The 12529-nt window shown below is 41.1% G+C and carries 15 protein-coding genes; 14 read left to right on the top strand and 1 reads right to left on the bottom strand.

Annotated elements, in window-relative coordinates; all coding sequences use genetic code 11:
- The first annotated feature begins 5 nt into the window (after positions 1-5).
- Positions 6-719 carry an alanyl-tRNA editing protein AlaXM gene (gene alaXM, locus WN948_RS11590; RefSeq protein ID WP_342304355.1) on the top strand — a complete coding sequence of 238 codons (714 nt, stop codon included), beginning with the start codon at positions 6-8 and terminating at the stop codon, positions 717-719.
- Between the two features lie 25 nt (positions 720-744).
- Here the strand turns inward: alaXM and WN948_RS11595 are convergent, their stop codons facing one another.
- Positions 745-3132, bottom strand: coding sequence for an ATP-binding protein (locus tag WN948_RS11595; protein ID WP_342304356.1), 2388 nt, complete (start codon positions 3130-3132; stop codon positions 745-747).
- A gap of 355 nt (positions 3133-3487) precedes the next feature.
- On the opposite strand from WN948_RS11595, the gene serA reads away from it, so the two are divergent.
- The 13 genes from serA to fni all read left to right on the top strand — a co-directional run bounded on the left by serA (position 3488) and on the right by fni (position 12474).
- Positions 3488-5059 (top strand): phosphoglycerate dehydrogenase, encoded by a 1572-nt coding sequence (serA, locus tag WN948_RS11600; protein ID WP_342304357.1) that lies wholly within the window; start codon positions 3488-3490, stop codon positions 5057-5059.
- 149 nt (positions 5060-5208) lie between these two features.
- The gene (locus tag WN948_RS11605) at positions 5209-5592 is read left to right on the top strand and encodes a hypothetical protein (protein WP_342304358.1); all 384 of its coding nucleotides are present in this window, start codon (positions 5209-5211) and stop codon (positions 5590-5592) included.
- Positions 5592-6068: a DUF2240 family protein gene (locus tag WN948_RS11610; RefSeq protein ID WP_342304359.1), complete on the top strand. Its 477-nt coding sequence runs from the start codon at positions 5592-5594 to the stop codon at positions 6066-6068. The genes WN948_RS11605 and WN948_RS11610 overlap by 1 nt, the downstream gene beginning before the upstream one ends.
- Positions 6069-6202: 134 nt before the next feature.
- The gene (locus WN948_RS11615; protein WP_342304360.1) at positions 6203-6583 is read left to right on the top strand and encodes a 50S ribosomal protein L18e; all 381 of its coding nucleotides are present in this window, start codon (positions 6203-6205) and stop codon (positions 6581-6583) included.
- A gap of 9 nt (positions 6584-6592) precedes the next feature.
- Entirely contained in the window at positions 6593-7012 is a 420-nt protein-coding gene (locus WN948_RS11620) for a 50S ribosomal protein L13 (RefSeq protein ID WP_342304361.1), read from the top strand.
- 17 nt (positions 7013-7029) lie between these two features.
- The gene (locus WN948_RS11625; RefSeq protein ID WP_342304362.1) at positions 7030-7434 is read left to right on the top strand and encodes a 30S ribosomal protein S9; all 405 of its coding nucleotides are present in this window, start codon (positions 7030-7032) and stop codon (positions 7432-7434) included.
- A 10-nt stretch (positions 7435-7444) separates the two neighbouring features.
- Positions 7445-7633 (top strand): DNA-directed RNA polymerase subunit N, encoded by a 189-nt coding sequence (locus tag WN948_RS11630; protein WP_342304363.1) that lies wholly within the window; start codon positions 7445-7447, stop codon positions 7631-7633.
- A 295-nt stretch (positions 7634-7928) separates the two neighbouring features.
- Positions 7929-8111, top strand: coding sequence for a DNA-directed RNA polymerase subunit K (locus tag WN948_RS11635; RefSeq protein WP_342304364.1), 183 nt, complete (start codon positions 7929-7931; stop codon positions 8109-8111).
- Between the two features lie 8 nt (positions 8112-8119).
- Positions 8120-8770: a 30S ribosomal protein S2 gene (rpsB, locus tag WN948_RS11640; RefSeq protein WP_342304365.1), complete on the top strand. Its 651-nt coding sequence runs from the start codon at positions 8120-8122 to the stop codon at positions 8768-8770.
- A gap of 72 nt (positions 8771-8842) precedes the next feature.
- The gene (locus WN948_RS11645; RefSeq protein ID WP_342304366.1) at positions 8843-9640 is read left to right on the top strand and encodes an MEMO1 family protein; all 798 of its coding nucleotides are present in this window, start codon (positions 8843-8845) and stop codon (positions 9638-9640) included.
- A 24-nt stretch (positions 9641-9664) separates the two neighbouring features.
- Positions 9665-10582, top strand: a complete 918-nt coding sequence (locus WN948_RS11650; RefSeq protein ID WP_342304367.1) for a mevalonate kinase — start codon at positions 9665-9667, stop codon at positions 10580-10582.
- Positions 10575-11345 carry an isopentenyl phosphate kinase gene (locus tag WN948_RS11655; protein WP_342304368.1) on the top strand — a complete coding sequence of 257 codons (771 nt, stop codon included), beginning with the start codon at positions 10575-10577 and terminating at the stop codon, positions 11343-11345. The genes WN948_RS11650 and WN948_RS11655 overlap by 8 nt, the downstream gene beginning before the upstream one ends.
- Before the next feature lie 19 nt (positions 11346-11364).
- A complete protein-coding gene (gene fni / locus WN948_RS11660; protein ID WP_342306467.1) occupies positions 11365-12474 on the top strand; it encodes a type 2 isopentenyl-diphosphate Delta-isomerase in 1110 nt (369 codons plus the stop codon).
- Positions 12475-12529 lie beyond the last annotated feature (55 nt).

A 12529-nucleotide genomic window follows, 5' to 3' on the forward strand; every position in this document is an offset into this window, starting at 1 on the left:
TATCCATGAAAGAACTATACCTTACTGACTGTTACTTGAAAGAATTCGATGCAATGGTTGAGAGTGTCAAGGACGACAAATTCGTAGTACTTGATAAAACAGCATTCTATCCTAATTCCGGCGGACAGCCAAATGACACCGGAATGCTGGTAAAAGAGGATGGAACTGAATTCCCTGTGAGCTATGTCGCAAAATTCGAGGGCAATATCAGCCATGAGGTTACAGCAACAGGATTGAAAGCAGGAGATAAGGTAAAGGGAATTATCGACTGGGAGAGAAGATACAGGTTCATGCAATACCACACAGCCTGCCATATACTAAGTGCCATAATACACAATGAGACAGGGGCTAAGATATCAGGCAACCAGCTGGGAGAAGAAAAGACCCGTGTAGACTTCAATCTGGAAGATTTTGACCGGGAGCAGATAAAGTCCTACGAAGCTAAGGTCAATGAAGTAATAGACCGCAAGATACCTGTGACTATTACTATTATGCCAAGAGATGAAGCATTCAAGATCCCTTCTGTAATTAAGCTGAAAGATGCATTCCCTCCGGAAATTGATGATATTAGGGTAATCAGCATCCCTGATGTGGATACACAGGCATGCGGTGGCACTCACATCGCAAATACAGGTGATATACCCCATATAGAGATAATCAAAGCCGAGAATAAAGGAAAGAACAACAGGAGAGTATATTTCCGATTTGCAGATAACTGAGGAAATATAAGAAAATGGCTTTTTTCTAATCGTGAATATCCGGGTTGTACAGAGGAATGGACACGTGGACAACTGTGCCAACGCCTTCCTCACTTTCAACCTCAATTGTTCCGGAATGCAATTCCACAATATTCTTTGCAAGATAAAGACCCAAACCATTACCCCCATGGATACGTGTGGCTGAACCATCAACCTGATAGAACCTGTCAAAAATCAGGTCCATACAATTTTTGGGGATTCCCATACCATGGTCACTTATGTCCACATGAATACTATTAACATCTTCCTTGATAGAAATAGAAACTATAGAGCCATGTGAAGAGAATTTTATTGCATTATCCAGAACATAAACAAAAAGATACTGTAAAAATTCACAATTACCATATACCAGGTTCATATCAAAAGAATAATCTGTGTTTAGCTGAATGTCCTTTTCTTCCACCTTGCTATGGAGGCCGAATATAGAATTATCAAGAACTTCTTTAAGATGAATAGGTGACAATACATGATATTTTTCAAAGTAAAGAGAATTCATGTTAAGCAAAGACTCTATTAACTGCTCAAGGCGTTCTGAATTAGAAACAACGATTTTCATACACTTCTTTTGTTTTTCATCAAGCTCACCAAGAAGTCCGTCATAAATAGCTTCACTATACCCTTTAATGGAGATGAGAGGTGTTTTGAGCTCATGGGTGATATTAGCTACAAACTCATCTTTCATCCTGTCAAGAGATTTCAGCTCTTCATATGCGTTTCTGGTTTCATCAACAAGACGAATATTCTCAACAGCGATACCAACCTGATGACCTACGTTACCAAGTATATCAAGGTCAGTGTTTGAGATAATAATCGCATCATCGGGGAACAATAATATGACACCAACCAGATCTTCACGGGAAATAACAGGAACAAAAACAAATCTTCCGGCATTTTCGTTCACGTTAAACTTTTTCAGGCTACCCTGAATATCATTTGCCTTATCTGTGACCAATGTACTCTTTTTTAAATCGGGAATGGTCCGGAATAGGGAATCATCACAATTGATACCGTTAAGTTCTCCTTTTAGCTCGTCTTTTATTCCGTTCGATGAGCAAACCTTTAAACTCTTGTCCGGGGAACAACAAAGACAAATCACACCTGAATTGCACCCTAGATAAGAAAGTACCTCATTGAGAATATCATCTAAGAAATCCTCCATCTCCATTGAACTTGCAGCGATCAATGCCGTGGACTGTAAAATCAGCAGGTTACGGTTTTTTCTTTGAAGGTCTTCTTCTGCAAGTGATCTGTCAGTGATATCCTGGGTGGTTCCCAGAAAAAGAACCTGTTTGCCATTATTATCCCAAGTTACTTCACCAAGAGAATGAAGGATGCAAATTGAACCGTTTTTCTTTATTACCTTGGTCCTAACTTCGAATTTGTAACCCGGAATTGAAAGTGCCTTGTCTAAGCAGGAATTGAACAAACTGCGATCATCCGGGTGTATGAAAGTAGAATAGAGATCCTTGTTAATTGATATTTCATTGGGTGAAAAGCCCATGATCCGATACATCTCATCAGACCAAAAATGCTTTTTTGTGCGCAGATCAATTTCCCAGCTCCCTGTACGTGATATTTCCTGTGCCCTTATGAGCCTTTCTTTGTGTTTAACAACAGATTCTTGAGCTTTTTTTCGTTCTATACTGTCTACAAAAATATCTCCAATTATCCTCATGAGTTTTATGTGATTTGGTGGCCATATCCGATTCTGGCTGAAGGAATCAAATCCCAGAAAACCAATCAACAAACCATTGGATTGAAGAGGAATAGACAGTGCAGACATAATTCCCGCTTTTTGCAAAGCTTCTTTTTCTTTGCTTGCTTCTGCCGGTAATTTTGATACATCTGGTATGTTTAGTATATCAGGATTCCTTAGTTTCTCCATCCACCATGGAAAATTTCTTCCAGAGAGATTGTCCACATAGGCATTATCGATATTTTCTGCGTGCCATTTGTACACTGTATCATTTTTGTACCGATGTTTTGAAAAAAGTATTAAGTAACTGCGATCAGCACCTGCAAATTCAGCTATCTTCTTAAGGGAAAGATGGATTCCAGTGTCTATATGCTCTGATTTTTTTCCAATAAAATGAGAAGATATCTCTGCGACAATATTCTCAAATTTCAATTGTGAAAGTAGTTCACTTTCAACAGACTGGCATTTTTGGGACATTTTGGAAACGGTCATGCCAAACAAAAGGAAGCCGATGAAGACAAATGACCTGACATAATGGTCATAGTTAAATATCTTTTGCGATAAATAATCAGGCAAGATGCTTGCATTTTGTAAGAAATGTACTAGGTAAGCATCTATGATCCAGAATACAAGACCAAAGGAGATTGATATTAATACTATTTTTACTTCTTTCCTCATATACAACCCTGTTATGAAAAAAATTATTTTAGCATTTTTAAATACCTAAATTGATTATCATTGGCCTGATAGGTTATTATAGAGTCTTTTATATATATGTTCCTATTTATTCCGGTAACAAAAGTAAAATGGCTTTGCAGTTGAAATCAAAGATAATATGTATTTAAGATGGTAAAGAGACAAGTATATGTAAAATGGCGCATTTTCAAAATAGATTAAAATAGCTTGAAAAGAACTAGGGAAGCATAGGACGGTATGTGAACAATTATAAAAGAGATAATTGTATTAGTCCCTAACCACATTAAATCAAAATGCGTAATTAATTATATTGCATTTATCTGCGGAGATATACAAAATGAAAGTACTAGTTAGTGATCCATTATCAGAACAGGGATTAACGATACTTCAACAACATTTCACAGTTGATGTCCTTACAGGACTTTCCGAAGAAGAGCTCGTTGAAAAGATACCAGAATATGACGCACTTGTTATCAGAAGTGGTACACAAGTCACAAGAAAGGTCATAGAGGCAGCTGACAGGCTGAAGATAGTAGGCAGGGCAGGAGTTGGAGTTGATAATGTAGATGTAGAGGCAGCTACGGAAAAAGGAATAATAGTTGTCAATGCACCTGAAGGAAACATGCTCTCCGCGGCAGAACACACTATTGCAATGATGATGGCGCTGGCAAGGAATGTGGCACAGGCCAATGAGTCACTCAAGTCCAAAAAATGGGAGCGCAGCAAGTTCATGGGCATAGAGGTCAATGGTAAGACCCTTGGTGTAATCGGGCTGGGGCGAATTGGTGCTGAGGTTGCAAAAAGAGCACAGGGACTTAACATGGATATCTTAGCATACGATCCTTTTGTCTCAGATGAGAGAGCAGAGGAAATGGGTGTGAGAATGATGTCCGTGCATGAGATAGTGAAACAGGCTGACTTTATTACTGTTCACACACCGCTTATCAAAGAGACCAGAAACATAATTGATGCTGAAGAGTTCGCGATGATGAAAAGCAACGCAAGGATCATCAATTGTGCACGTGGCGGAATCATCAATGAGGAAGCACTTGCAGATGCATTGAACACTAACAAGATAGCAGGCGCTGCAATTGATGTGTTCGTTAATGAACCTCCTTTTGACAGCCCTCTTATTGATTGCAAGACCCTGATAGCTACACCACACCTCGGTGCTTCAACTAAGGAAGCACAGATCAATGTCGCGGTTTCTGTGGCCGAAGAAGTAGTGTCTGTACTTAACGGCGGACCTGCGAAAAGTGCTATCAATATACCATCGGTCAAACCAGAGATCATGACCATGCTTGCACCTTATATCCAGCTTGCTGAAACAATGAGCAGTGCATGTGCACAACTTCTTGGCAAGAACTATGAAAAGATAGAAATATCATACAACGGGGACATTTCTGAGAAAGACACACGACCGATAACTGTTGCTGCACTAAAAGGTATGCTCCAGGTCGCACTTGGTTCAGCTGTCAACTATGTAAACTCAAGCTCCCTTGCAAAATCAAGGAAGGTGGAAGTTGTTGAAAGTAAATCTGAAACTACAGAAGAGTTCACTTCAACAATAAAGGTAGAGATCACAATGGATGAAGAGAAAGTATCGATCATAGGTACCGTAGTTGGTGGCAAAGGAAAGATCATCAACATCAACGGGGAACATGTTGATATTATACCAACCGGATATATGATAGTAGCAAAACACATTAACAAACCTAACGTGATCGGACCATGCTGCATATTGCTTGGAAAGAACAATATAAATATATCTGGAATGCAAGTTGGAAGAGCAGATATTGGCGGAACGACCATAATGGCACTTAATGTTGATTCAGAGGTTCCAGATCCAATACTAAAAGAAATGAGATCGGTTGAAGGAATAATCGATGCCAAACTCATTCATTTATAAGTCAGACAAACAGAGATTTATTTAAAATATAAAGGATGGTAGCAGTTTAAATGATGCGAAAACGGATATATCATCGGTTTCCCCACAGAAATGTGGAATTTGAACAGAAGTACCGCTACCATTCGGACCTACCTTTTTTTGTGAAAGTGATGGCAAACACGGACGGAAAATTCGGCATGTTTGTCACTGAGTCTGTTACTCAGAGAGGACATCGCATACAGGCTAAGAGGGAAATTGCGGTGGAAGTCGTAACCAATGGCATCGATTTTGCCCCACTTAATTATGATACGGTGGATGAAGTACTGGATACCATTGAAAGAGAAGGAATAATGGATTTCAGGGTTCACTTAAGGTATAGTTATCTTGACGGGAAGTATAACCGTGTACCATTTCGAGGTGACATATATCTTGTGAGAGCCATTCTCGAATATGAACTACTGGTACTTCAGATAAATCATATAGACGGTCCGAAGAGAACAGAATGTGGCCGGGTTGCCGACACAATTATTGACGAGCTTCGAAGGGGTTCCTAATGGACGAATTGATGCTTGTAGCTGCAACCCCATTCAAAAGAAATAACAAGAATTCACTTTCGATCAAGGATTTTGAATTTGTGCTCTCTTTTGACCTTAAGTGGATGGCACCTGATGTTGCATCAAAGGTAAGAGACAGGGCCATAGGTGCCCATTTGTTGAAATTTAGCGGGGCAGAATTAATTCCTAATTTTGACATAAGTACAATAGAGATACCACACGGTTTCAAGCCTTCTGAATCAATCTTCAAAGATAGATCAACCATTGAGGATATAATAGCCCTGATAGTTGCAAATTGCGGAAAAAGTGCAAGAGATACAACTGCACTTATCAATAAGAAACAGGAACTATTCGATGATCTTATAGATATAGAGGTTGCTGGTCTGCTAACAGCAAAAGAACTTGGATGTGACATCGAGCCAATATACGACAAAGTGTATAGCAATGTTTTTAGTGACGACCAAAATCCCACATAATCTTTATGTACTATTAGTGTTATTCAAAAGCAGTCTGATTCTACAGACAACTCATGTTCTTACTTAATTGACACCTAACGGATGTTCGAACGCATATAATGCGTGAGTGAGACATAATCTTGCGGAGGAACAATATGAGCAAGACTACACAAGTCAAAATTGAAAGAAAGACAAACCCTCGCACTCCTGTGCTTATTGCAGCACTGAAGGAAGGGTCACGTCAGACCGACGCTGCTATCTGGAGAGATGTGGCAAAGAGGTTGGAAAAGCCTGGAAGGAATTACGCACAGGTAAACCTCAGTAAGATCAACAGGTATGCAAAGGACGGAGAAACGGTCCTTATTGCAGGCAAAGTACTTGGATCAGGACTCCTTGAGAAAGCAGTCACAGTTGCAGCATACAATTTCAGTGTAACTGCAATGGAAAAGATCACAGGTCTTGGCGGTAAATGCCTGACAATTGAACAGATTTTAGAAGAGAACCCGAAGGGATCTGGCATAAGGATCTTACAGTAGGTGAAGAAGATGACAATTATCGATGCAGACGGACTCATTATGGGTAGGCTTGCAAGCACTGTGGCAAAGAAATTGCTTGCTGGTGAAGAAATTGATATCATCAATGCTGAAAAAGCAGTAATTTCTGGTTCAAAGATCACTACATTAAGAGAGTATGACGAAACTCTGAAAAGAGGAAAGCCCGAATACGGACCATACTTCCCCAAGAGACCAGACAGAATCCTCAAAAGAACTGTAAGAGGAATGCTGCCATACAAACGTGCAAGAGGAAAAGATGCAATGGGTCGCCTTAAAGTGTACGTAGGTATTCCAATGGAATTCAAGGACAAGGAAAGTGTAAGAATTGCTGAGGCAAGCATGGACCGCCTGAGCTCAAACAAATACCTCAGACTTGGCGATGTCAGTATAAAACTGGGTGCTAAGTTCTAATAAGGAGGAAGATTATAATGTCCATTAAAGTAATAACCTCATCAGGTAAGAAGAAGACAGCTATTGCACGTGCAACAGTTAAGAAGGGAAACGGAAAGGTGCGCATAAACAAAAAGCCACTGGAAATATACGACCCTGATTTTGCAAAGTTCAAAATCACTGAAGCAGTAATGCTTGCAGGTGAAGTTTTAAACGGAATTGATATAGACGTTGTTGTCAGCGGTGGCGGAATAATCGGCCAGGCAAGTGCTGTAAGGACTGCAATCGCCAGAGGCATTGTAGACTGGACCAATGACACAAACCTTAGGGACACATACATGGCATACGACCGTAACCTCCTGGTAAACGACTCCAGGCAGAAGGAAACCAAGAAGTTTGGTGGACCAGGTGCACGTGCCAGATATCAGAAATCATACAGGTAGGCAATAGAATATGTTACCAGTTCGATGTTTCAGCTGTGGAAAAGTAATCTCAAATTGCTGGGAAGAGTACAAACAGCGCGTAAATGAAGGAGAAGACCCGGCAGTAGTGCTCAATGATCTTGGTGTCACTCGCTATTGTTGCCGAAGGATGATCCTTTCACACGTCGAGCTAGTAGATACGCTTGCCCCATACCAGTAAGGACCGTAGGGTAGTCTGGGCCATCCTTTAGCGTTTGGGACATAACTATTTACTATGCGAAACACGCTGCAATCTGAGTTTAAATCTCAGCTGGCCCATGGCACCTTATAGGAAACCTACTGTTCAGGACATACATACGACCACATTCGGAGGGATTCCGAATAAAATATTTATAATAACTATCATTGACCCCATTAATGGCTATCCATACAGGAACACTTTTTGTAAGCAATAGGATTAGCTGTCGATAAATGGACTATTGATATTTTCATTATGATTTTGATAAGGTGATCTATTGACTACAGAACACTATACCAGGTATGAAAAGGCTAGAATTGTTGGTGCCAGAGCACTGCAGATTTCAATGGGAGCTCCAGTTCTTATAGATGACCCAAGTATGAACTCATTATTTCTTGCCAAAAGAGAGTTCGAACTAGGGGTTACCCCGATTACTGTTAAACGAAATTTTGATAAATAGGTGATTTTATGGATTCAACAGAGGAAACTATAATCAATGAAGCAAGTGAAGTGACAGAGGAAGTAAACGAAGAAGCAAAAACTACATCCCTTGTCCCAATAGATGAGTACCTTGCAGCAGGCGTACACATTGGTACACAGCAGAAGACCGAAAACATGATGAAATTCGTCTACCGTGTAAGGACAGACGGTCTTTATGTACTCGACATCCAGGCAACTGATGAAAGAATTAAACTTGCAGCAGAGTTCCTTTCAAAGTATGAACCACAAAGAGTCCTTGTTGTCTCTGCAAGGCAGTACGGTCAATTCCCTGCAAATATGTTCGCAAAGGCCATCGGTGCTAAGTCAATGGTCGGTAGATTTATCCCGGGACTTCTCACAAACCCGAAAATTGAACAATTCTGTGAACCAGATGTAGTAATTGTTACTGACCCAACCGGAGATGCACAGGTCATCAAAGAGACCGTAAACATTGGCATCCCAGTTGTTGCACTCTGTGACACAAACAACATGACATCTAACGTAGACCTTGTTATCCCAACCAACAACAAAGGAAGAAAAGCACTTTCCCTTGTATACTGGTTACTTGCAAGAGAGATAGCAAAGGCCAACGATTCAATGTTCACTTATGAGCTTGAAGACTTTGAAGTAGGAGTCTGAACTGACAACTCTGTGTGAAGCATACTACAAATATATTAAAAACCCTTATTAGAATATGGGGTGATCAGTAGTATGAGACAGACAACCGTTGCCGGCCAGTTCTATCCGAATAATCCGAAAAGTCTTAAAAAAGAACTTAGCAGGTGCTTCAAGGATCTGGCAATTTCAGAAAAGCCGATTCTTGGTGCTGTTGTACCTCACGCCGGATACATATATTCGGGTGAGGTGGCAGCACATGCATATGCCCAATTACCTAGAGCAGACACCTATATCCTGTTTGGACCAAATCATACAGGATACGGATCTGCTGTGGCAATGTCCCAGGATACCTGGATGACTCCTCTTGGAGTTGTTGAAACAGACATAGAAATTGGAAAGTTGCTTGCGGGAACTATCATAGACTTTGATGAGCTTGCCCACCATTATGAGCATTCTATTGAAGTGCAGATACCTTTTTTGCAGCACAGGTTTGGCAGTGATTTCAAGATCCTTCCTGTATGTATGGGTCTTCAAGATGAAGAAACCGCAATAGAAGTAGGGAAAGAAATTGCAAGGGCCGTTAAGACCTCAGGAAAGAAAGTGGTGTTCATCGCGTCGAGTGATTTTACTCACTACCAATCTGCTAAAATTGCCAGCGATAATGATCAGTACCTCATCGAGCCAATACTTGAAATGGATATTCCTGAATTTTACAGACGTAAGGAAGAAAGGAATATTTCAGCATGCGGATTTGGCCCGATAGCAGCAATGTTAGCAGCCACAATAGAATTTGGTGCCAGGAAAGTCTCACTGTTGAAATATGCAACCAGCGGAGACGTAACCGGAGACATGTCAGGAGTTGTCGGATACGCGGCAATCACTCTGGAATAAATATCAATATAAAAAGGACATTCTATGATCACATGTTCTGCACCCGGAAAAGTTTACCTTTTTGGTGAACATGCAGTAGTGTACGGCGAAAGCGCCATCTGCTGTGCAATAGAGCTACGCACAAAGGTCCATGTCCAGAAAAATAATGATATAATAATTGAATCGGCCCTTGGGACCACCGGACTGGATTTTGAGATACATCCCTATGTATCCCATGTCATCGAAAAAATGCGCCAGTATGCAGACATAGAAGGAGTTAGAATAAATATCGAATCCGAGCTTCCCGTAGGTTCCGGGCTTGGATCATCAGCCGCAGTAACCATTGCCAGTATACAAGCATTGAACCACTTATATGAATGTGACCTTTCGCTTGAAGATATTGCGAAGACCGGACATGAAATAGAAAAGATAGTACAGGGCAATGCAAGCCCCACAGACACATATGTGAGTACCATGGGTGGTGTTGTGATGATACCCCAACGAAAGAAGCTTCAACTTATCGAATGTCCAATTGTGGTCGGCAATACGAACAAGTTCTCCTCAACAAAGGAGCTTGTAGAAAATGTTGCTAACCTTCGCAGCGAATTTCCTTCTGTAATTGACCCAATACTTTCCAATATTGGCCAGATGTCCACACTTGCTGAAAAGTTCGTTAATCAGAATGATTACATAACCATTGGCAAGCTTATGAATGTAAACCAGGGACTTCTCGATGCCATTGGTGTCGGAAGTGCGGAACTTTCATCCCTGGTATATGCAGCACGCAAAAATGGTGCTATAAGTGCCAAGATAACAGGTGCCGGCGGTGGAGGATGCATGGTTGCACTTGCAGAGAACGAAAATGCAATGGCCATTTCAAGAGCCATTGAGAAAGCAGGCGGAGAAGCTATTATTACTAAAAATACAGAAGAAGGCGTACGACTGGAGTCATTAAATGGATAACAATAGTATCACCATCTTAAAGATCGGTGGCAGTGTCATTACAGACAAAAGTGCTGATGACGGTGCTGCAAGATTAAATGAAATTGAGCGTATTGCCAGTGAAATTGCAGATTTTAACGGTAAACTTATCATCGTACATGGAGCCGGTTCGTTCGGCCATCCACAGGTCAAACGTTTTGGCCTGACAGGAAAGTTCGACCACGCTGGATCGATAATAACACACATGTCCGTAAGGGAACTAAACACAATGGTTGTCAAAGCCCTTAACTCTGCAGGGGTTAATGCATTACCAGTGCACCCAATGGCCTGTGCGGTATCCGAAAACAGCCGAATAAAGAGTATGTTCCTTGAGCAGATAGAGGAAATGCTTGCAAACGGTTTTGTTCCTGTGTTACATGGAGACATGGTAATGGACACTGAACTTGGAACTTCGGTCCTTTCAGGAGACCAGATAGTTCCATATCTGGCAATCCAGATGAAAGCATCAAGAATTGGCATCGGAAGTGCTGAAGAAGGTGTACTTGATAATAAAAATGAAGTGATACCCCACATCAGCAATGAGAACTTCAATGAAGTTAAGGAATACCTTGGAGAGTCATCCAATACTGATGTCACTGGCGGTATGCTGGGAAAAGTACTTGAGCTTTTAAATCTTAGTGAGCAGTCAAGTAGCACTTCTTATATATTCAATGCAGGCAATTCAGGGAACATATCCGATTTCCTGAAAGGACAGAATATCGGCACCGCAATTTCTGGTGTCTGAACAATATAGATCTTAAGGTATTATTATGAGCACTTCCAGGAGAAAGATAGAGCATCTAGAGTTATGCGCTTCAAGCCCGGTAGAATCAAGGAAAATTGGACCAGGATTCAAGGATGTAATGCTGGTACACAGGGCTTTGCCAGAGATGGACATGGATGAGATCGATCTGTCTGTCCGTTTTCTGGAAAAGGAAATAAATGCACCTTTTATGATAGCATCCATAACCGGTGGACATCCGGATACAAAACCTGTTAATGCTGCACTTGCAGAAGCTGCAGAAGAACTGGGGATTGGAATTGGCGTTGGAAGCCAGAGAGCAGCCATAGAAGATCCTTTACAGGAAGAATCATTCAGCATTGTCAGGGATAAAGCACCCAGTGCATTTGTATATGGGAATATTGGTGCTGCACAAATACGAGAATATGGCGTTGAAGGTGTAGAGAAGATCATTGAAATGATCGATGCAGATGCCATTGCAATTCATCTGAATTTCCTTCAGGAAGCAATACAGCCAGAAGGTGACCGAGATGCTTCTGGAGCACTTGAAACTATAAAGGAGATATGTTCACTGGCAGTACCCGTTATCATTAAAGAAACAGGTGCAGGCATATCACATGAAGACGCATTACTCCTCAAAGATGCAGGAGCATCTGCCATAGATGTAGGTGGTGTGGGAGGTACCAGCTGGTCCGGTGTGGAAGTATATCGTGCCAGGGAAAGAAAAGATCTGGAATCTGAATTACTAGGCGAATTGTTCTGGGATTTCGGCATACCTACCGTTCCAAGCATAGTGGAATGCAGCGTGTTTTTACCAGTAATCGCAACCGGTGGAATTAGAACGGGACTGGATATTGCAAAATCACTCGCACTTGGTGCATCAGTTGCAAGTGCTGCGCTTCCTTTTGTTGAGCCGGCACTGAAAGGGAAAGATGAGGTTGTAAGCAGCATTCAGCATATGCTGAATGAACTCAAAGTAGCAATGTTCCTTTGTGGCTACCAAGATGTGAAAGACTTGCATCTGGCACCCACTGTAATCAGTGGCTGGACAAGAGAATATCTTGAAATGCGTGGCTTTAACGTAAAAGACCTTGCTCTTCGTTCAAAGAACACTGATTTCCAGAGAGTTTAACATTCATCAAATTAGGGAATATTTGAATAAAATATATATAATAATTAGAGAGTAA

Origin of the sequence: Methanolobus sp. ZRKC5, assembly GCF_038446525.1 — an archaeon.
Lineage (GTDB): Archaea > Halobacteriota > Methanosarcinia > Methanosarcinales > Methanosarcinaceae > Methanolobus.